Below are 18725 nucleotides of genomic sequence, written 5' to 3'. Positions count from 1 at the left end.
GTGGTCGCCGAGGATCGGAGGTTGGCTGATGCGACGACGAGGAGACCAACGAGTGCGGTTGCGATGAGCAGTACAACCATGCCCGCGGCAACAGTCGACTCACGCCGCCCCAACAGCGTTACCTGTTGCACGATCACCTCACAACACGGGCCGTGGCCCCCACCGGTGAAGGTGGAGGCACGGGTGACATCACCTGTAGTATGTGGGGTCAGCTGTAGTAGGTTGCACTCCACCAGCCGTTGTCGCTGACCCGGTGCAGTCCTTGGGTGTCATCGGGGTACCCCGGACCCTGCTTCCCGGTGCAGACCGAGGAGGTGGCGACGTCGGTCGCGGATCCTGTGCTCCATCCGTCTCCGAGGACGTACCAGCGGGCCTGCGCGCGCACCCGGTCCGGGTGCGCGTAACCGCTCGTGATCGTGGTGCAGGCGTGGGTACCGCTTCCGTTGCCCGAGCTGTACCCCGTGAAGGTGAGTGACCCGTGGCTCCACGCATGGGCCGGCAGGCTCATCACTGCCAGGAGGACCATCGCCATAGTGCTCACAAGGGCGAATCTGAAGAGTGGAATGGGTGTGACTGCGTTGAATGACATGGCTGGTGGCCGCCGTATCGGTTGTACGCCGGCGCCTTCTGACGCCAGGGGCCACCCTACGGCATTCCGAGCCTTGGGGTACAGCTATTAGTCAGGGTTCTGTCGGTCGTTCTCCAAGTGTTCACTGACGAGACGGTCGAGGTCATCGTTGTCCAGGGGGCCCGAGTGGTGGTACCGGACGGTCCCGTCGGCGGCCACGAAGAGGGTGGTCGGCCACCCCCATCCGCCCGCCTCTGCGAAGTAGTCGCCGCGCGGGTCGGCATGGAGGTCGTACGTGACACCGGCCTCGTTCGCGAACCGCCGGGCAGAGGCCAGCGCATCCTGCGTGGCGACCCCGACCACCCGGTAGCGGTCCCCGTGGTCGGAATGGAAGCGCTGCAGCGCAGGGAGCTCCTGCACGCACGGCCCACACCACGACGCCCAGAAGTTGAGCACGAGCGGCCTGCCGTCCAGCAGGTCCCTCACGGCCACCGGCTCCTCACCGTTCTTCATGGCACACACTCGGCCGGACGGCAGGGCGTCAGGCCCCGATGGCGGCTGCAGCGACGACCGGTTCGTCGCGACCGGTGCCGCGGCCCCAGCGTTGCCGCACGAATCGGCTGGGGGCGATGCCATGACGGCCCCCGTGACGACGATCGCCAAGACCACCGCGGCACCCGCCAGCCACGCGACACCGATTCGGCCACCACGACCGTAGTTGAACTGCACGTTCGGTATCATACTCGAGTTCACGACCCAAAGGGCCTCCAGGCGCTACTGGCGAAGGAGGACCCGGCCCACTCCGGGCTGCGGCCCCGTGGGGTCGACCCGACGGTCGTGGGTTCCGACGATGTGGCCGGTGGCGCGGCCTGTCCTGGCCGACTCGGTCCTGACGGCACGCCGACCCATCCGTCGCACCCGTACGCCCCGTACATCCCCCCGGTCGTCGAGTCGGTCGGCGGCAACGTCCTCGTTGCCCATGTGACCCCGATCGCGGTCCGCAAGGCGGTTGACGTCCTCAACCAGTCCTGACAGGGGCACCGTCCTGCCTCCTGGCGCTGTGTCGAGGGCCCGCTGGGGACAGGGATGCCCGATCCGCAGTGCGGACGTGCCTCGCGGGAAGGCGCCGGTTGCTGCTTCCAACAGGCCGACGCCTCGACCCCACTGTCTGTCCGTGTGGTGGGGTGGTTCCGCAGAGTCCCCTCTGTCGCACCGGCGCGTCGTCGACGGCCCGGTTGAACGGCCCGACTGGTGCCCGTTAGGGTCGGCCGGCATGCGACACCCGTTCCGCCGACCGGTCCGTTCGACCCTGCCCTGCCGTCCTCACCCTCGTGGTCGTGCTCGCCACCGGCTGTTCGTCAGGGCTCGACGAGACCGACGTCCAGGTCGCCGTCGAAGCGGTCCTCGCCGCACGGGACGCCTCCGAGGCAGCGGTCGTGGCATCTGAGGCCGAAGCGGCCGCGGTCGCGCTCGACGCCGAGTGCGTCGACCCTCGCGAGACATACGCCGAACAGATCACGACGATGGAGATCGCGTTGGCATACCGGGACCGGCTGCTCGGGATGGACACCGGACCGACCCACGAGTTCGGTCGGATCGTCGGGAACATGGCCGAGGGGGTCCTGTACTCCACCGCATGGCATGCCGCCGAGGCCGCCGACATCGTTGCCGACGACCCCGAGTGCTTCCCCGACGACGTCATCGACACCGCCCCGGACGTCGCCGCGGACCACCTCGCCGCCTGGGATGCGGTGCCCAGCCCGATCGGCCTCGCCAAGGACGACCCGTTCCCGTGGACCGACCCGCCGGACGTGTCCCGTGACGACCTCGGCTGCCAGGCGCTCGGCCGGATCGTCGGCGACAGCTTCTACGTGTTCGTCGCCGAGTACTCCCTCCACCACGGCCGGCCCGGCACGATGTACCACGACCGCAACGGGTTTCCCGTGCACGCCCGTGTTCCCCGACGGACCCGCTGACCTCGTCGAGTTCTTTCCCGACGTCGTCGATGCCCTCAAGCGGGCGGAGGCAGCCGCGGACGCAGCCGCGGCCCCGGAGCCCCGGTCGGCGACCGGACGTTGAGGACTCGGGCCAGTGCCGCGTCCGCCGATGCCCGCGGTGATGCCGGTCCGGCGGCCTCGCGCCGGTCACAGCGGTCCGGATCCCGCTGTCGCCGTGCCCGTCACCGTCCCCGGCCGGTCAGGTGCTCGAGGACCCGCATGTGCGCGGCGACCGACCAGTGCCCCTCCACGGCAACAGGGGTGTCGGGCAGCAGCCCACGGACGGCCGCGAGGACGTCGAGGTCGACGGCCGGGACCTCGTCGCCACGGCCGGCACCCCGGCCGCGTTGGCAGCCGACGTGGAGGAGGCCGATCCGGTCGCCCCACCGTCGGGCCATCTCCACCGGCAGGTCCGGCCCGCCAGCGGTCAACGAATGGGACACGTCGAGGCACACACCGGCGTCCGGCAGGTGGCCCAGGATCGCCTCGACCTCCGGGACGGTCCGGCCGGTCGACTTCCCCGGGTCCAGCGTCTCCACGAGCAGCTGCCCGCCGAGCCGCGTCCACGGGGCTAGGTCGCCCATCGCATCAGGGTGGGCGACCACCCGGTGGCCGTCGGCGACCCGGACGAGCCGGTCGACGACTGCTGCCGACGGCCGGCCGATGTCGTGTGGTGGGGCGTGGACGGCAACGATGGACAGGTCGGCTTCCCGGCAGCGTCGAACCCAGCCGTCGACGTCGTCGTCGAGCTCCTCGGCGGTGTAGGCGACGAGCTGGACGCCGTCGGCCCGGGCGACGATCCACTCCAACGACTCGTCCTTGGACAGGCCGGTGAACGCCCCGTTGGTCAGGGCGACGATCGCGGGCGGTGGGGTGGTGGAGGCCATGGATGCCATGGTGTCCCGGTCGGGCACGGCGGCAGGGGCCCGGGAGGCGACGGCGGCTGGTCAGCGGACCGGTGAACCCGCCCCAGTCAGCGGGCGCGAACGGCGCGTACCCTGCACGGCACGTGCTATCGGACGAGGGGCTGGGCCGCATGAAACGAGCGCTGCTGCTGTGGCTGACCGCGGTCGCGGTGAGCCTGGCCGCGACCGCCGCATACCGGGCGGTCCAGTCCCGGTCGCTCTGCGAGGCGCTGGCCGAGGAGATCGAGAACGTCGAGCAGTCCCTGGCCAACGAGCCCGGCGGTCGGGAGGAGGAGCTGAAGCAGGCCCTGCGTGGACTCCAGACCCGGTTCGACCTCGAGGGCTGCTGACACCCGCGCCGGGCCGGGCCGCGCCGCTGCTGCGTGCAGTTGCCCCTCCGGCACGGCCCACCTCCCGCATGGCCGCTGCGTGTCCTGGGCCGTGACAACGGCCGTCAGTGCCATCTGTCGGCGTCCCAGGAGTGGGCGGCGCCGACGTCGTCGACACCAGGAGAGTCGTACAGGGGTGGTCGGCGTGGTGATGCGTGCCGTTCGGTGGGAAGACTGACCGTCCGGACGCCGGTGCAGGTGGCACCGACGGGACTGGCCGGGTTGGTGTGGTCGCCGATTCGCACGTCGACAGGACGGGCAGGTGTGCCGAAGTGGGCAGCCTCCGGTTGGGGGACGTGACCGCAGGTCGGGCACTGGACGAGACGATGTGTTGGAACCATGGACGCAGGATGCACCCACGTTCCACGATCCGGATCCAAGGGGCAGAGCGGTGCCCTGGGATGTAGTCCCGGACGCGACGACGTCCCGACCTGGGGTCGGGACGTCGCAGGATCGGGTGCCGACGGTCAGGCGTCGGCGAAGTGGCAGCGGTTGAGCGCCTCGAGGGTCAGCTCGACCGGCGCTTCGTCGGGCACGGCCACGTCGTCCTCGACGGTCACGTGGTCGGGGTCGTCCCACACCGGGACCACCTCGATGTCGTGGTAGACGCCGGTGAGGCCGTCCTCCGCCGGGGTCCCGTCCGGGTCGACGGTGCCGTCCCACAGGATCGCCTGCCAGAAGCGACCGACGTTGCTCCACCCGGGAGGGGCGAGGCAGGCGGTGTGGCGGGTGATCACGTGGACGCGGCCGTCGTACCAGACGCCCCGCATCGGCGGGAGGCTGCCGACCGGGACCGGCCGCAGTTCGGTTTCGGATGTCGTCGTGTCGGTCATGGCCGGCACGGTGGACGCCACGACACCGGCGACAACGGGCCGCCCTGCACAGGCCGGATCATGGCAGGCCGTCCGGCTGGCCGGTGCCCTGCCCCACGGGGACGTCGATGGGGACGTCGACGGTGCCGCCGAGCGCGACGACGAGGTCTGCGACGGTCCGGCGGGCAGCCGGGCCGAGCCCGCAGGCAGCCAGGTGGTCCAGCAACGGAACGGCCGTGCCGCCACGTGGTGGCCCGTCCACCAGGTCGTCGCCGGCAAGGTCGGCAAGGTAGGCGTAGGAGACCCCGAACGCCGTCGCGAGCCGCTCGAGGTTGTGGGGCCGCACCTCCTTGCTCTCACCGCGCTCCAGACGGCAGACCACCGACCCATCGGGGCCGCCGCGGGCCTTCAGGTCACGGAGCGACAGCTTGCGACGGGCACGTTCGTCACGGACCCAACAGCCCAACGGCGACGGTTCGGCCGGTTCGATCGTGGCGGCCAGTGCGAGTTCGTCCCGGCCGGTCATCGGGTGCCGTCCCGCCGGTCGAGGATCGCCACGACCGCAGCGGTGACGACCGCATGGGCCGGCTGGGTCCGCAGGTCCGCACGGTGGCCGCCGTCGGCACGGTCCGCGATCAGGTCCCGACGACGAGCCGCGTCGACGAGCTCACCGACCGGGACGGTGGACGTCACCTTCAAGCCACCCACGAGCACGGTGCGGGGGTCGGAGACGACGGCGGCCTCGATGGCGTCGGTGGGGACGCCACGGAGGAACCCGACGACCGCGTCGACGTCGGCACGGACCGGCGGGATACCTGCCAGGGTGTCGCCGTTCCACAGCTGCGACACGGTCGCGTCCGGGTGGGCGTCACGCAGGACGCGGATGCGGTCGAGGGCCTCGCCGATGGCCGGATCGATCGCGACGAGGCGATCAAGGTCCAGCCACGGGTCCTGTCCGGCCCGGTGGTTGGCGAGCGCCACGGTCCATGGCTCGCCGGTCAGGGCCATCCGTCGGCGGACGTCCCTCTTCTCGTTGCGGTGCGACGACATCACGTCTCCAGTTCCCCGCCCGTGGTCCGTGTCGCGGCCACGCTCCGCAGGTCCGCGGGCGGTGTCGTAGAGCATGTCTGTGCTGTAGGGACGCCCGTGCGTCGCAGACGGCTTCCCCCTCCTCGGCACGACGGTGGCGTGGGCACCTGGCCTCGGGGTGCGCGGCGGGCGGCCGCACGGCCGAAGCGTACCACCGGCCGGGACCGGCCCGCCAGAGGGCAAGCGGGACGCTGGTGGGACCGTCGGACGCATGGGCACGCCGCCGGGTGAACCGCGAATCGCACGGACCGCCCAGAGTGACGGTGTGCAACGAAACACCGGGTACAGTGTCCGACCTCGAAACGACGGAGGACACAACAGTGGACGAAGTGGCACAGGCAACGGACCCGATCACGGTACGCGGGTACCGGTCGGGCCTCGAGGTCGTCGACGGCGAAGTGCACATCTGGAACAAGGCCGCGAAGTCCGACGTCCGGTTCGCCATCACCGAGATCGTGACCGTCACCTGGAAGAAGCCCGGGTTCGCCCGCGGCTACGTTGCCGTCCAGACCCCCGACTGTCCCCCGCCGGCCGGCATGCTGGCCGCAGCCAACCATCCGCAGACCGTTGTCCTCGCCCTCGGCGAGTGGAAGAACGCCGCACGGTTCATCCGTGCCGCGAAGAAATGGGTGGCCGGCAACGACCACGTCAGCCCGTTCGCCGGCATCGACGCCACGATCCGCAAGGACAAGCGGGTCCGTGACAAGCTCCCTGGACTCCGTGGCATGCTCGACCCCGACGAGGCCGTCGAGGCGCTCCTGGCCGGCACCTACGACTCCGACATGTTCGGGCAGGACACGATCAGGTCCGGCGTCCTCGCTGCGACCGATCGGCGGGTCGTCCTCTACGGAACCCGGACATCCGGCTACGACTCAGAATCGATCCGCTACGAACGGATCTCCTCCGTCGAGGCAGGCAGGACCATGACCGGCGGGAAGGTGACCGTCCACACGTCCAACGACAAGCTCGCGATGTCGATGATCAACGTCGGCGACACCGAAGCGTTTGTCGCGCTGGTCCGCAGCCGTGCCGGCCGGCCCGACGACAGCGCGTCGGCCACACCAGCCGCCGACAGCGGCGGGCTGGCGGACGAGCTGGCCAAGCTCGGCGAACTGCACGAGTCCGGGGTGCTCGACGCCGACGAGTTCGCCGCCGCCAAGGCCCGCCTCCTCCAGCAGTAGCCCGGCCCGGCGAATGGTGCGGCCGTCCTCGGCCGGTCCGGGGACGGCGACGGTCGTCGCTGGTGCGGAAGGCCGCGGGCCGTTCCGATCAGGTGGTCGCGATGGCATGAAGCCACTCCAGATCGGCCACGACGGGGTCGGCGACCACGGCGGTGACGGTCGGAACGAGTCCGGTGTCACGCAACACCGCCTCGAAATCGGCCGGGGTCCACAGGAGGACACCGGGAACGGACCCGCCGTCGGCGGGCCTGCCACCGAAGGCGACACCGGTGACGTCCCCTGCCCTGGTCAGCAAGTGCACCGGCGCCCCGGGGCGGCAGACCCGACGGACCTCACGAAGGGCGGTCCGGAGGTCGTCGACGCTCAGGTGGTGCACGACCCCGTTGGACCAGACCGCGTCCACGGACCCGTCCGGCAGGGGCAACGCGGTGAGGTCGGCGAGGTGGGCGGCGCAGTCCGGCCGTCCGGCCAGCCGGTCCCGGGCCGTGGCCACCATGGCGGCGGACACGTCGACCCCGATTGCGGCATGGCCGGCGTCGGCGAACGCCAGCAGGTCCCTCCCCGGTCCACATCCGAGGTCCAGGACCGTCGAGTACGTCGGCACGGCCGCGAGGAAGCTGTCGCGGCCTGGCGGCACCAGGTGGTCGGTCCGTTCGACGTAGCGGTCGTGGTGGTCGTCGTACAGCGATGCGATGCGTCCCGGTGACGTGACCTCCGGTCGGTGCGGTTCCACAGGGTCCTCCTCGTCATCCGGGGACGCGTCGACGGTGCGGCCCTGCCGGCCGTTCACCTCGGGCTGCTGCCCGATCTGGCGTCCGGGGACGAACGGTGCGTTGCGGGCGGCGGCGGGCAGCCCTCGTGCCGGTTGGCCTCCTGGTGGCGGAACCCATGTCGTACGGCTGGTGCATGCTGTGCAGATGGGACGTCCTCCGTTGGTTGCCAGCTTCCTCGGCCGCTGCCGCACGTGCACCCGCACCTACAAGGGGACGGTGGACCTCCGCACCGAACCGTGCGAGGCCCGGACCCGCTGCCCGTGGTGTGGCGTCGAGGACGTCCACCGGATCGAATGAGACGGAGGCATGCCGGTCAGCTGGTGCTGACCACCTGACGGGACGGCCCGTCGAAGCGTTCAGCCGGCACCGTGTCGTCGATCAGCGTCACGTGCTCGACGTGCAGCAGCGCCCTCGCCCGCAAGCGGGCGTCGCCGATCTCACGAAGAGCGACGGTCGCACGTGCCACCGCAAGCGCGCGGGCGTCGGCCACGAGCCCCGCGAACTCCTCGATGGCCTCCTCGAGATCGGCCTGGGCACGCCGATACCGTGCGGCCTCTTCCCTGCCTCGCCCGGCCCTGTCGAACAGTTCGAGTGTGTCCTCCGCAGCCCGTACCAGTTCGTGCCGGTGGCCGTCGACGAGTTCGGCCGCGACCTCCGGAAGGTCCTTCGAGGCCTCCAGTAGCTCGGCGATGCGGGGCCACTCGGTCCGGACGCGTTCGGCTGTCGCCTCCTGACTGGCCTGTTCCCGTTCGACACCGCCCTCGAGGTAGTGGGTCCACCACTTCCTGTGGTCCCCGTAGCGGGCCCTCCACCGGACGTCGCGGTGGACGGACAGCGCCGAGAGGACCGGAAGGACGAGGCCCCACCACAGGTCGGAGGGGGTCTGGATGCCGTGTCGGGCGACGGCCAGCATGGACACGGCCATGAAGGGGCCCGTCAGCACGACGAGCACGTTGCGGAGCAGCCAGGCGCAGCGGTGCAGCTCGACCTGCCGTGCTGACGGCGTGTCGAGGGTGTGGGCAGGGTGTTCGGCGCTGTCGGCCATTTCGTCATCCGTTCCGTTGGGGCTGGCGTCACCCATGGTCCCGGAACCCCGCGGACGGCCACGATCCGAAGCGGCCACCAGAAGCCGGTCCGGGTGCCGAGGACCCCGACGCGACGCCCGGCGGACCTGCGACTGCGGCACCCGGCCGCACCGGCGTCCGTGGGAACGAACAGGCCGTCCCCGCGGGTGCGGGGACGGCCGGTGCTGTGCGTGCGTGCTCTGCTCTGTCAGTGGGCGAGCCGGCCGAGTTCGGCCAGTGCGGCGCCGACGTGGTGGAACAGCCACTGGTCGGCAATCGGGAGGTCCTCGTCGGCCTCGGTCGCGGCCGGGTCGTAGCCGATCGACCGGAGCAGCGTGACGAGCTCGACAGCTGCAGCCGCGGACGCGGCCGCGGGGACGAACCGGGCGTCGCCGTACCAGTCGACCTGACGGCGGAACTCCTCGTCGTCGGTGGCGTCGATCTCGTCGTCGGACAGGTCGAACAGCGGCATCGGGCGGGGACGGACCGGGAAGTGGCCGAGGAGGTCCTCGGCGGTGCCGGTGTGGCCCTCGTGGCTGCTGTACAGGGCGATGGTCGGCCCGTCTGCGCGGGGGTCGTCGACCTGTGCGATCACGACGGGGACGGTCACGTCCGGGTCGCCGAGCGAGCCGATGATGCAGGGGTCGAAGTCGTGGGGGTGGCCGGCGTCGCAGAGCCAACCGAGGGTGCGGTCGCGGTCGGTGACCGTCGGGACGGTGCTCACAGGGGTTCTCCTCGTCGCTTGGAACGGGCACGGGTGTGCCCTGGCCTGCCGTGGCCGCCCCGTCCCCAACCGCAAGCCCGATCCGGCCCTGCCGGCTCCCCTGCGGCCGGACGGTCGGGGCGAACGAGCCGTCCCGCCCTGCGGGTGCGCAGGACGGGACGGCCGGGATGGCGTGGTGGTGCGGCGTCAGGCCAGGCCCACGAGGGCGGACTCGAGCCGGCTTGCGGATTCGGCGGCATCAGCGGCCGCGGACGGCTGCTCGAGCCGGGCCCTCGCAACGGCCAGTCGCGCTTCCGCGGATGCGGCTCCGACCATGTCGGTCTCCCGACGGATGGCCCGCTGGAGCGAGTCGACCCGGTCGGTGAGGTCGATGAGGTCGTCGACGGCACGGATGAACAGCTGCCGTTCGATCGCGAGGGTCGCCATCAGGTCCGTGCGGACCGGGTCGTCGTCGGACCGGAGTTCGGTTGCCTCCAGGGCATCGGTGGCGACCGCGGCGGTCCGGTCGGCAACCGCGAACAGGTCGACGACTGCTCGGGCGAGCTGGTCGCGTTCGGCCACGGGACTGTCGGCCCGTCCGATGACGGCGGCGGTGTCGGCCAGGACGGACCGCAGGTGGAGGCGGTGTGCGGGGCGGAACATCGGGCTGTTGCCTGCCCAGGTGGCCGCGACGAGCGCCTTGGCTGGTGTCTGGCCCACGTACGTCGGCAGGACCGACGTGTGGGCGGTCCCGTCGGCCAGCTCAACGGCTGCGTAGAACACCTGCTGCTGGTTTCGGGACCCGGAGATCGCGACCACCCGGACGGTGTCGGCGACGGACACACCGACGCTGGTCTGCTCGAACAGGGCCCACATCCGTTTGGACGAGCGGTCGACCGTCATCGACGGCTGCCTGGTCCGGACGGGGGCGGTGTCGTTGGCGGGTTGGCGGGATCGGAACCTGTCGAACAGGGACACGTTCGCTTCCTTCCTCGTTCGGTTCCCTGCCCGTGTGGCAGGAGGATGCCGTCACCCGTGGTGGGCCACCGGAAGGAGGCAAGCCACGACCCATCGGGCCGCACCGGCGGGCACCTGGCAAGGGGACTCCGTACTCGACGCGGGGGCTGGCGTGTGGCAGCAGCGGAGGTCCGGTTGGCGTCCACTGCCCAGCCGCCACGGTCCTCCGGGAGACACCACGCGAACGCGTGGTGCACCTACCGGGAGGAGACCCGCATGTCCGACATCTTCAAGCAGCTCTCGTGGTTCGACCTGGTCGGCGGCGCCGCCCTCGTCGTCGTGTTCGCCGCCCTGCTCCTTGCGTTCCACACGCCAGGCCCTGCTCCGGCTGCGGAGCTGTCGCGCGTACCCGACGCCGACTGCACGCACGTCGCCATCTACGACGACGGCGTCGAGACGATCCGCCACTGTCGGGTCGACACGCCCGACGGGCCGATGACGTGCATGGTCCTGGACCTGCACCGCGGCGCAGGACTCGACTGCGAGCTCGCTGGCGACCGCTGAACGCCCACCCCACGACGGACCCGCACCAGCGGGTCCGTCGTCGATCCCGGCTGCCGTGACACCCGACCCACGACCCTGCAGAAATGAGTGGTTGTGGACCTGAACGGCCACAATCACTCGAAATCGAGTGATCGGCGGCGGCCGGCGGGCTCCACAGTGCCGGGCGTCGGTTGACGGGACGGCACGGCGCACCACTGTCATCGGCATGACCCTCGAACTGGCAAGCGTCCGCCTCGACGGCACCGAGATCCGGCGTGTCGTGGACGGCACCACGCACGATGCGGCCGTCGTTGCCGCAACCGTCACCGACGGGTCGTGGCCGAAGGTGCTGCGCGGTGCGGTGTGTGCCCTGTGGAACGGCCGGACCGGCGACCCGGTCCACGGCCGCGGGTCCCTCCTGGAGGTCCGCCACGACACGACCATGTGGAACGAGGGGTTCGAGCTCGCCCTCCGGCCCGTCGCCGCCGTCCTGGTGTCCCCCGACGACGCCGAGGCCATCGCCGCAGAGGTGGCCGCGACGCACGGCCGGCCGGCAGCTGACAGGGGCCGGTCGTTCACGACCAGGATCGTGCCCGACGTGTCCGGCCTCCTCTGGAACCGGGCCGACGCCACCGAACTCGTCGGGGTTGCCCTCCGCACCTGGCGGGGCCTGTAGCCCAACCGTCCCGGGGCCGCCCGTTCGGGTGGTGTCAGTCCTGTGCCGCCCTGGCCCACGGGGTCGGCCGCGGCTGATCGGCGCTGCGTACCATCGGGCCGGGGACCGGCCGGTCGTCTGGCCACGGCATCGCGAGGACCACCAGCGTCCGGGTTCCCGACATCGGGACAGCGGGTGCGGGTCGGGGGTCCTCGACGGGTTCGCAGCCGGGCGTGACCGCCACGTCAAGCGTCCAGGTCACCGGTCGGGTGTGGACGGCCTCGACACCGACGATGTCGGCGGCACTGCAGTCGGCCGACAACGGGACGAACCCGATCACGTGGCCGTCCGGGACGGCCGGCGGCTGCCCGTCCATTCCGAACTGCCGCCACACCGCCGCGGCGGCTTCCTGGTCGCCGTCGCCCACGATCGGGGAGAGGGTGAGGTCCGGTGTGGGGCCGTCATGGACGACCTCGACACCGGCTGGCAGGTCGGCAACGGCCGCCGGGTCGGGGGCGGCGGTCCGCAGCCCTGTCGCGACGCCCGTGACGGCAACGACGACGACGAGGGACGCGACGGTCGCCCAGCGGGTCCGGTGGCGACGGTCGCGGGCGGCCAGGACCGTCCGCAGGTCCAGTTCGGCCGGGGTGCCGGCGGCCTGCTCCAGGCGGTGGCGGATGTCGGCTTCCACAGGGTCCTCCTACAGGTCGACGGGATCGAGATCGGTACGGCGCAGCGCAACGACGGCGCGATGGCACAGGGCCCGGACGGCCTCGTCGGTCGTCCCGAGGACCTGCGCGGCCACGGCAGCCGGCAGGTCGCAGTAGTAGCGGAGGACCACGGCCGCCCGCTGGCGTTCCGGAAGGGCAGCCAGGACCCGACGGGTGTCCAGCGTCGCAGCGGCCGCCTCGGCCACGTCCGCGGTGTCGGACTGTGGTGCCAGCAGCGGAAGGGCGCCGGTGAGCCGTCGCAGTCGGCGGCCGAGCCGGTAACCGTCCCGCAACGCAACGGTGTACAGCCACGCGCGGGGCGGCTGGTCGGTGTCGAGTCGGTCCCAGCGGTCGATGAGCTTGACGACGGCGTCCTGGGCGATGTCCTCGGCGTCGACGCCGAACTGCAGGCGAAGGAACCCCACGAGGCGTGGGTACTCGTCGCGCAGGAACGACTCGCATGCAGGCGGTGTGGTCATGGGCATCTCCGGGACCTACAGGCCCGGGGGTGTCGTGCCGTGACGGAGAATCTTCGGGTGGGCCTGTGGGAAGTCACCACGCGACCGTGTGACGCCGGGATGGACCGACACAGCCTCACCCCGTGACGAGGACCATGACACACCACACCGGCAGGACCACGAGCAGGACCCACACCGATGTCGACCCGAGTCTCGCCATGCGCATCTCGTAACGGGTGAGGACGGCCTCTCGTCGGCTGTCCTCCGCGTCGGGGACCACGAGCCCTGCGCGGCCCGAGAACGCGGCTGCACGGCCGATCCCCCAGCCGAACGCGAGGGCAGCCACCGACGGGACGGTGCCGCCGAGCACGACGACAGCCGCGAGTACGTACGGGGCAACCGTGGGGATCTGGGTCCGGAAGCCCAGGCCGAGCTCGAACCCGAACCGCAGCATCCCGGACACCATCCCGTGACCGAAGGTCGTCTGCGGGATGATGTGGGAGGGCGACGGCAGTCGCACGCCCACAACGCCGGCCTGCAGGGCCACAGCCAGAGTCACTGTGATCCCCAGGACGACCACACGGGCCTCCGTCAAGAGCTCGGAGAACAACCCCGCGACGACCAACAGGCCGGACGCAGAGACGAGTCCGCCGAGGACACTGCCGGCGGCGAAGGCCACGATCGCCTGCCGGACCATCCGTTGTTGTCGTCGGCCACCGACCGGTGGCAGCAGCACCATGGCTGCGTTGCGGTTTCAGATCGCCCCCGAGACAGAGAGGCCCCCCAGGAGCCCGAAGGCGAGGAACCAGTAGGTGTCAGCCACGGGACGCCACGTCCCACCGGTGTTCGACCTCCAGTCGCCGGACGACCTGATCGGCCATCCCGAACCCAGTCGGCCAGAACAGCAGGGCCGTGCCGAACACCAGCGCCATGAGCCACTCCAGGGAGGATGGGGCGGCCGTCGGCGGCATCGTGGACAGGGCCGCCGCCATGCCGACGACCGATGCCGCCCTCAGGGCCGTCCGGAAGCTGGGGATCTCCTCGAACGGTGTGCAGCCGCAGGACTGCATCGACCCTGCCCGTGCTCCCTTGAGCTGGTGGGCGGTGTAACCGACGAAGAGCAGTCCCACGGCGCCGCTCGCCAGACGCAACAGATCCGTACTGCCCAAGTGGAGCGCCGCCGCGAGCACCAGGGCCAAGGTGGCCTCCAGGCTGCGGATGGCCAGCGCTGCCCGCCGATGGCGGACGTGGTCATCGATCGGGAGGACGGGACTGGACGTCCACGCCGATATGAGCAGCAGGACGGTCACGGCCCCTGCGATCACCGACAGCATGTCGGCAACCAGCCCCGCTCTGGCCCGACGTCGACAGTCTGCATGCGCGAGTCGGGATCCGCTGACGTCGTTCCGGTCAGACGCATCGGGCCGTCTGGCAGATCGACGGGTGCCACGCTCCCAGGTAGGGGAACTCCACCCGGTAGTAGCCGTCGTTGCAGGAGAACTGCCTGACGTTGACGCACCCGCAGTCGCCGCCGCTGTCCACCCCTTCCCAGAGCCAACCGTCGGCAGTGGACGTGTAGCACTGGTTGGTCCTGATCGCGAACCCGTAGGTGAGCTGGGAACCCGGGTCGTACCGGGGTTCCGAGCACGCACGGTGTCGTGACCGGAACGACGTCGTGGAACAGAACCAACTGCTGTCCGTACCGGGAGATCGTGGACATCCGTCCGAACAGGTCGTGGAGTAGTTGCTGCCGCCACAGTTGTTGAGATAGGTCAACCCGGTGGTGGTGCATGTCTGGGCCAGTGCGGCAGGCGCCCGGCCTCCCAGCGCGTTGAGGACACTCACCCCAACACCTATGGCACCGGCAACGAGTGCGTTGGAAGCGAACCTGCGGCGAGTCATCTGTACCGTCGGCTGCCCTTTCCATCGCCCGTCCCATTCCGGCAGGTCGTCAATGGTGGGTGAAGGTGCTGTGGTTGTCGTCACTGGAATACCTCCGTTGGTGTGGTCAGGTCCTTCAGGTCGTCGACGGCACGGTCGAGGAGTTCACGGCTGCCGAGTCCGCCTCGGGCGATGACCCGGTTGCCCTCGAGCAGGGCGAAGAACGGCACGACGCCGACGTTGAGCGCTTCGAAGGCCTCGGCGGCCTGTGGGACACCCGGCCAGCGCGGATCGGGTTCTCCCTGCCAGAGCACCAGCAGTTCGGCGTCGGGCATCTCATCCATGCAGGGTGTCAGCCGTTCGAGCGCGGTCTCGCAGCTGCGGCACCCCGCCCGCACGAACAGCAGGGCGCAGCGGCGCTCTGTTCGAGTGGACAGAAGTCCCGCTGGCAAGCGGATGGTGTCACCGACAGCCAGCCGTCGGGGAGTGCCCATGCGGTCCTCGACGGACGCACGCAGTGCCGAGAGGGCACGCAGGCACCCCACGAGGCCTGCGGTCAGCACCGCAATGGCCATCCAGGTGAGGACTGCGAAGGACGTTTCCGGGCTCACCTGACCCTCGCACGGTCAAGTCCTCCGAACCGGCGAAGGAAGTCGACGCTTCCTGTGCTGCCGAAGTCCGCTTCCCGCACCTGCACCATCGCGTTGACGCCCCTGAGGACGGCCTCGTCGCCGCGGCGGAACAGTTCCCCCGCTTCGGCGTCCATTCCTCGGCGTGAGGTCGGTGCCCACGCCTCGAGGTCGAACAGTCGCAGGATCCGGTCGCTCCCTGGCCACGGCCCAGACAGGATCGTGGTGAGGACCTCTTCGTCGGTGACCTCGGCCATCGAGAGGTCCGCGCCAGAGACCACCGCCGTCTCCCCGATGATCTTCGGCTCCAGGTGCTGGAAGAGTCCCACCAACCAGGCCGTGTCGCGAACCTCTGTTTCCGTCCACACGGCGCGGTCGGCACCCGACCACAGCGCCACGCTCGGGTTGCTGTAGTTGACCCCGTTGTCGGATGCGACATGTGCGTAGGAACCCAAGTAGAGGGTTCCGTCCCCGAGGTCGTATTCCTCGTCGAATGTGGCACCCAGCACTGTGGTTGCGGTGAACCATGCAGTCATGTGGTCGGTCGACCGCAGTGGAACGGTCACGCCGTCCCACGTGTAGAAACAGTGACTGTAACTGGCCAACTGCAACCTGTCTCGATGCTGGAGCTCGTACTGAGCACCGAGAACGGACGTGACAGTACGTCGAAACATCCTCACCCCCTTGCTCGTGGCGGCAGCCACCGCCAACCGATACCGTCAGTTCTTCACAACGGCGCGATGGCCAATCTGGACCGGGACGGCCGTAATGTCAAGTGAACATGAGCGACTCGCCGAAGAAGACGGCCAGTGTGCGTATCAGCGAGGCCGGGCCGACGCCCGTTCGACGCCGAAGCGCCGGGCGAACGGCCCGGAACGGGGCCCGTCGGGGGCGCCGGGGGCTTCCTTGTCCAGGGATGGTCGGTCCTCACCGTCGGACGACGTGTTCGCCTACGTCGTCGTCCTCGGCAGCCTCCTGTGGCTCCTCCCGCACCTGCGGCAGCTCTCCACCACCGGACCGCGGACAGGCACGATGGGCATGACGGGCACGGGAGCCGAGGCGGCCAGGGGGACGGCCGGACGGGGGCCGATGCCGACCGTGGCCGGACCCGACCGTCCGGTACCCGTCGACGACCTCCTGCCCGGACAGCGCGGCTGGGTCCGACCAGGCAAACTCCTCGTCGACGCCGACGGGACCCTGTGGATCTGCGCTGCCGCGACCGCCCACCCGACCGCCGGTGCCGGACGGCTGCCACTCGTCCGCGACCACGACGGCGTCCGCGTCGACGGCGTCAACCGGATGAGCACCTGGTCGCGGACGTCACGGTGCCGTCGAACGGTCGCGACGAGTCGCGTGACGACGAGTTCGTACTTGGAGACGAGTGCCACCAGCAGGATCGAACGCGTCAGCGCGCTCGTCTGGTTCACCGCCCGGTCCAGCGCCATGCGCCGGTCCTGCTTCTTCGTGAGGTCGTAGGACATTCTGTTCCTCCAGTCGCTTGTGGAGGACGTGCTGTCAGCGTCGCCCGGGCCGACACAACCGGCCGCCGCTCGGCTGTCCGGCGGGCACGGCATGTCGTCCGGTCAGCGGCGTTCCCAGTCGCCGCATCGTTCGGCCCGGAAGTTCGTCCCGGCCCGCAGCGTCACCTGCGTCTGCGACGCCCCGAAGTGGTTGTCGATGATGTCGCCGGTGACCGGGTGGACGACCTCCCAGTAGCAGCTCGACCCGGTCCCCGACGTCCCGTAGGTCCCCGGCCGCAGGCACGGTTCCGGCGCATGGCACACCGGGTCGAACGACTCGCCGATCTCGTCGGCCCCGTAGGCGGTGTGGTCGGGCACCGTCGGCAGCGACGCATCGGTCCGCTCGAACGCCGGGCAGCCGCCCGACAGCTCCACCGTCGACCCCTGCCACAGGTTGACCGGCCCGATCGGCAGGCCGATCGTCACCTCGGCACCCCACGACGTCCACGCGCTGTCGGCCAACGGATCGTCGGCGATGTCGTCCTCCGCCCCGCCGTCGAACCACTGGACCTCCTGGCTGGAACGGATGGTGTCGCCGTCCTCGAACGTGTGGACGAGCTCCTGGGTGACCGTGCACGGGTTCCCGTCGTTGGCCGCGTCGACCGGCACGTACACGCCCGGTGTCCGGTCCTCCCCGCCGACGACCGACCGGCCGGGGACGAGGACCCCGTTGGCGAACGCCGCCGTCGCACACGCGGCGACCTGTTCGCCGTAGCCGGGACGGTCGAGCTCGAACAGCTCCAGCCACACGTCCCGGTAGCCGACGCTGGACGGCCGGGCGCCCTCGCCGTCCTCGACCGTGGCCGCACAGTCTGCGGCGACCGCTGCCCCGTGGAGCGCCTGTTCCTCCGCACGGAGTTCACCGTCGAACCGGATGCGGAGGTCCTGGGCGACCGCGATCGCGTCGTCGCGTTCCCGGTTGGCGGTCCGGACCTCCATCGCCCGGTCCGCCACGTCGTCGACGAGCCGTTCCGCCCGGGCCTCCAGGTCGTCGCGTTCCGACGACATCACGTCCAGTTCGTCTGCCGTGGCCGACAGGTCCGCCTCGAGGTCGGCCACCGTCGTCGCCAGCCCCTCGGCCCGATCCGTCGACACCGCCAGGTCCTCCGCCAGCTCCGCCGAGGTGGACCGGGCCTCGGCGAGCCGGTCGGCCTCCCGGCCCGCGACCCGGTAGTTGTGCACCGCCACGAATCCGAGCAGCAGCACCAGTGCCGCTGCGACGGCACGTTCGATCATCGTCCTGGACATGCGTCTTCCCCTGTCACCCCGTCGGTCACCCCGTGCGTCCGACCCGGCATCCGGTTGTACCCGACGGCAACCCGCAGGACAAACGGCGCCCGTCACGCGGGCGCCACACCGGCCGGACGCGACCGGTCCGTTCGCGGGCTTGTGCCGTCCGGACGGGCCGTCACGGTCCCCACCACAGGAAGCCATCTACGGAAGGGAACAGCATGATGTTCGACGAGCAGGAGCTGCGCAGGGTCCTCGTCAACGGCAAGCTGGAGCGGTGGACGCTCCGCAACGACGGGACCGAACGCCAGGTGTCGATCGAGTGCGAGGACCTCGAGTTCGTCGCGACGACCGCCGAGGACCTCATCGACGTCGTCACCGTCGACGGGATCGCACCGGGCGACATCACCCTCGACTGGTCCGCACTGATCCACCGCGGCCACGAGGGCGCGGAGGCGTCGGTGACCATCGAGCTGCGGTACTGGCGTCCGGTGACCGACACCGAACGGCAGCAGCTGGAGGCCTCCACCGAGGAAGCCCTCGTCGAGTACGACCGCCAGCTGCGGATGCGTCGTGCCGAGGAGATGCGTGCCCGGGCCGACGCGATCGCCCGCGGCCACGGCTGAACCACCCGCCCCGCCACAGGGCCCACCGAGCCGGC

At 70.6% G+C, this 18725-nt stretch carries 26 protein-coding genes; 9 read left to right on the top strand and 17 right to left on the bottom strand.

The features are described from left to right. Positions 1–208: 208 nt before the first annotated feature. Both DVS28_RS14370 and DVS28_RS14365 read right to left on the bottom strand, forming a co-directional pair. Positions 209–526: a hypothetical protein gene (locus DVS28_RS14370; RefSeq protein ID WP_164710547.1), complete on the bottom strand. Its 318-nt coding sequence runs from the start codon at positions 524–526 to the stop codon at positions 209–211. Between the two features lie 150 nt (positions 527–676). Then, positions 677–1204: a TlpA family protein disulfide reductase gene (locus DVS28_RS14365; protein WP_281273552.1), complete on the bottom strand. Its 528-nt coding sequence runs from the start codon at positions 1202–1204 to the stop codon at positions 677–679. A gap of 201 nt (positions 1205–1405) precedes the next feature. Between DVS28_RS14365 and DVS28_RS14360 the strand changes: the two genes are divergently transcribed. Together DVS28_RS14360 and DVS28_RS14355 are read left to right on the top strand one after the other, a co-directional pair. Next, complete coding sequence (locus tag DVS28_RS14360; RefSeq protein WP_114592064.1) at positions 1406–1600, top strand: hypothetical protein; 195 nt, start codon at positions 1406–1408, stop codon at positions 1598–1600. Positions 1601–1899: 299 nt separating this feature from the next. Continuing rightward, a complete protein-coding gene (locus DVS28_RS14355) occupies positions 1900–2544 on the top strand; it encodes a hypothetical protein (protein WP_114592063.1) in 645 nt (214 codons plus the stop codon). Positions 2545–2747: 203 nt separating this feature from the next. Here the strand turns inward: DVS28_RS14355 and DVS28_RS29225 are convergent, their stop codons facing one another. Further along, on the bottom strand, positions 2748–3452 hold the full coding sequence (locus DVS28_RS29225) for a sugar phosphate isomerase/epimerase family protein (RefSeq protein ID WP_216826041.1): 705 nt from the start codon (positions 3450–3452) through the stop codon (positions 2748–2750). A 149-nt stretch (positions 3453–3601) separates the two neighbouring features. Here DVS28_RS29225 and DVS28_RS14345 point away from each other — a divergent pair, with 149 nt between their 5' ends. After that, positions 3602–3820: a hypothetical protein gene (locus DVS28_RS14345; RefSeq protein ID WP_114592062.1), complete on the top strand. Its 219-nt coding sequence runs from the start codon at positions 3602–3604 to the stop codon at positions 3818–3820. Positions 3821–4326: 506 nt separating this feature from the next. Here the strand turns inward: DVS28_RS14345 and DVS28_RS14335 are convergent. Genes DVS28_RS14335 through DVS28_RS14325 form a run of 3 tightly spaced genes read right to left on the bottom strand, consistent with a single transcriptional unit; the run spans position 4327 to position 5796 of the window. Continuing rightward, positions 4327–4692, bottom strand: coding sequence for a hypothetical protein (locus DVS28_RS14335; protein ID WP_164710544.1), 366 nt, complete (start codon positions 4690–4692; stop codon positions 4327–4329). Between the two features lie 58 nt (positions 4693–4750). After that, on the bottom strand, positions 4751–5197 hold the full coding sequence (locus DVS28_RS14330) for a helix-turn-helix domain-containing protein (RefSeq protein WP_114592059.1): 447 nt from the start codon (positions 5195–5197) through the stop codon (positions 4751–4753). Further along, positions 5194–5796: a hypothetical protein gene (locus tag DVS28_RS14325; RefSeq protein ID WP_164710543.1), complete on the bottom strand. Its 603-nt coding sequence runs from the start codon at positions 5794–5796 to the stop codon at positions 5194–5196. The genes DVS28_RS14330 and DVS28_RS14325 overlap by 4 nt, the downstream gene beginning before the upstream one ends. 284 nt (positions 5797–6080) lie before the next feature. Between DVS28_RS14325 and DVS28_RS14320 the strand changes: the two genes are divergently transcribed. Further along, positions 6081–6941 carry a PH domain-containing protein gene (locus DVS28_RS14320; RefSeq protein WP_216826040.1) on the top strand — a complete coding sequence of 287 codons (861 nt, stop codon included), beginning with the start codon at positions 6081–6083 and terminating at the stop codon, positions 6939–6941. Positions 6942–7029: 88 nt separating this feature from the next. Here DVS28_RS14320 and DVS28_RS14315 read toward each other — a convergent pair whose 3' ends face one another. Beyond that, a complete protein-coding gene (locus tag DVS28_RS14315; protein ID WP_164710541.1) occupies positions 7030–7674 on the bottom strand; it encodes a class I SAM-dependent methyltransferase in 645 nt (214 codons plus the stop codon). Positions 7675–7858: 184 nt separating this feature from the next. On the opposite strand from DVS28_RS14315, the gene DVS28_RS28435 reads away from it, so the two are divergent. Next, positions 7859–8011, top strand: a complete 153-nt coding sequence (locus tag DVS28_RS28435) for a hypothetical protein (RefSeq protein ID WP_164710540.1) — start codon at positions 7859–7861, stop codon at positions 8009–8011. A 16-nt stretch (positions 8012–8027) separates the two neighbouring features. Here the strand turns inward: DVS28_RS28435 and DVS28_RS14310 are convergent, their stop codons facing one another. The 3 genes from DVS28_RS14310 to DVS28_RS14300 form a co-directional block, all read right to left on the bottom strand. Next, positions 8028–8759: a hypothetical protein gene (locus DVS28_RS14310; RefSeq protein WP_216826039.1), complete on the bottom strand. Its 732-nt coding sequence runs from the start codon at positions 8757–8759 to the stop codon at positions 8028–8030. A gap of 227 nt (positions 8760–8986) precedes the next feature. Further along, complete coding sequence (locus DVS28_RS14305) at positions 8987–9502, bottom strand: hypothetical protein (protein ID WP_114592055.1); 516 nt, start codon at positions 9500–9502, stop codon at positions 8987–8989. A gap of 186 nt (positions 9503–9688) precedes the next feature. Continuing rightward, on the bottom strand, positions 9689–10459 hold the full coding sequence (locus DVS28_RS14300; protein WP_114592054.1) for a hypothetical protein: 771 nt from the start codon (positions 10457–10459) through the stop codon (positions 9689–9691). A 255-nt stretch (positions 10460–10714) separates the two neighbouring features. On the opposite strand from DVS28_RS14300, the gene DVS28_RS14295 reads away from it, so the two are divergent. Together DVS28_RS14295 and DVS28_RS14290 are read left to right on the top strand one after the other, a co-directional pair. Then, positions 10715–11002, top strand: coding sequence for a hypothetical protein (locus DVS28_RS14295; protein ID WP_114592053.1), 288 nt, complete (start codon positions 10715–10717; stop codon positions 11000–11002). A gap of 205 nt (positions 11003–11207) precedes the next feature. After that, the gene (locus tag DVS28_RS14290) at positions 11208–11657 is read left to right on the top strand and encodes a hypothetical protein (RefSeq protein WP_114592052.1); all 450 of its coding nucleotides are present in this window, start codon (positions 11208–11210) and stop codon (positions 11655–11657) included. A gap of 34 nt (positions 11658–11691) precedes the next feature. Here DVS28_RS14290 and DVS28_RS14285 read toward each other — a convergent pair whose 3' ends face one another. The 6 genes from DVS28_RS14285 to DVS28_RS14255 all read right to left on the bottom strand — a co-directional run bounded on the left by DVS28_RS14285 (position 11692) and on the right by DVS28_RS14255 (position 16018). Continuing rightward, on the bottom strand, positions 11692–12327 hold the full coding sequence (locus DVS28_RS14285) for a hypothetical protein (protein WP_114592051.1): 636 nt from the start codon (positions 12325–12327) through the stop codon (positions 11692–11694). A gap of 9 nt (positions 12328–12336) precedes the next feature. Next, entirely contained in the window at positions 12337–12831 is a 495-nt protein-coding gene (locus DVS28_RS14280; RefSeq protein WP_114592050.1) for an RNA polymerase sigma factor, read from the bottom strand. Between the two features lie 109 nt (positions 12832–12940). Then, positions 12941–13543 (bottom strand): hypothetical protein, encoded by a 603-nt coding sequence (locus tag DVS28_RS14275; RefSeq protein WP_164710538.1) that lies wholly within the window; start codon positions 13541–13543, stop codon positions 12941–12943. A gap of 76 nt (positions 13544–13619) precedes the next feature. Next, positions 13620–14138, bottom strand: a complete 519-nt coding sequence (locus DVS28_RS14270) for a hypothetical protein (RefSeq protein WP_114592048.1) — start codon at positions 14136–14138, stop codon at positions 13620–13622. Between the two features lie 648 nt (positions 14139–14786). Beyond that, positions 14787–15296 carry a hypothetical protein gene (locus tag DVS28_RS14260; RefSeq protein WP_114592046.1) on the bottom strand — a complete coding sequence of 170 codons (510 nt, stop codon included), beginning with the start codon at positions 15294–15296 and terminating at the stop codon, positions 14787–14789. After that, on the bottom strand, positions 15293–16018 hold the full coding sequence (locus tag DVS28_RS14255; protein WP_164710537.1) for a hypothetical protein: 726 nt from the start codon (positions 16016–16018) through the stop codon (positions 15293–15295). The genes DVS28_RS14260 and DVS28_RS14255 overlap by 4 nt, the downstream gene beginning before the upstream one ends. A gap of 238 nt (positions 16019–16256) precedes the next feature. On the opposite strand from DVS28_RS14255, the gene DVS28_RS14250 reads away from it, so the two are divergent. Then, a complete protein-coding gene (locus DVS28_RS14250) occupies positions 16257–16790 on the top strand; it encodes a hypothetical protein (RefSeq protein WP_114592044.1) in 534 nt (177 codons plus the stop codon). Between the two features lie 107 nt (positions 16791–16897). Here the strand turns inward: DVS28_RS14250 and DVS28_RS14245 are convergent, their stop codons facing one another. Then, entirely contained in the window at positions 16898–18082 is a 1185-nt protein-coding gene (locus tag DVS28_RS14245; RefSeq protein ID WP_114592043.1) for an Rv1352/Rv1906c domain-containing protein, read from the bottom strand. Between the two features lie 203 nt (positions 18083–18285). Between DVS28_RS14245 and DVS28_RS14240 the strand changes: the two genes are divergently transcribed. Continuing rightward, a complete protein-coding gene (locus DVS28_RS14240; protein ID WP_114592042.1) occupies positions 18286–18690 on the top strand; it encodes a hypothetical protein in 405 nt (134 codons plus the stop codon). Positions 18691–18725: the final 35 nt, after the last annotated feature.

The sequence above is a fragment of the Euzebya pacifica genome (assembly GCF_003344865.1).
GTDB classification, from domain to species: Bacteria; Actinomycetota; Nitriliruptoria; order Euzebyales; family Euzebyaceae; genus Euzebya; species Euzebya pacifica.
Note: the sequence above shows the minus strand (reverse complement) of the source record. Positions and strands in the feature narration are given on the sequence as shown.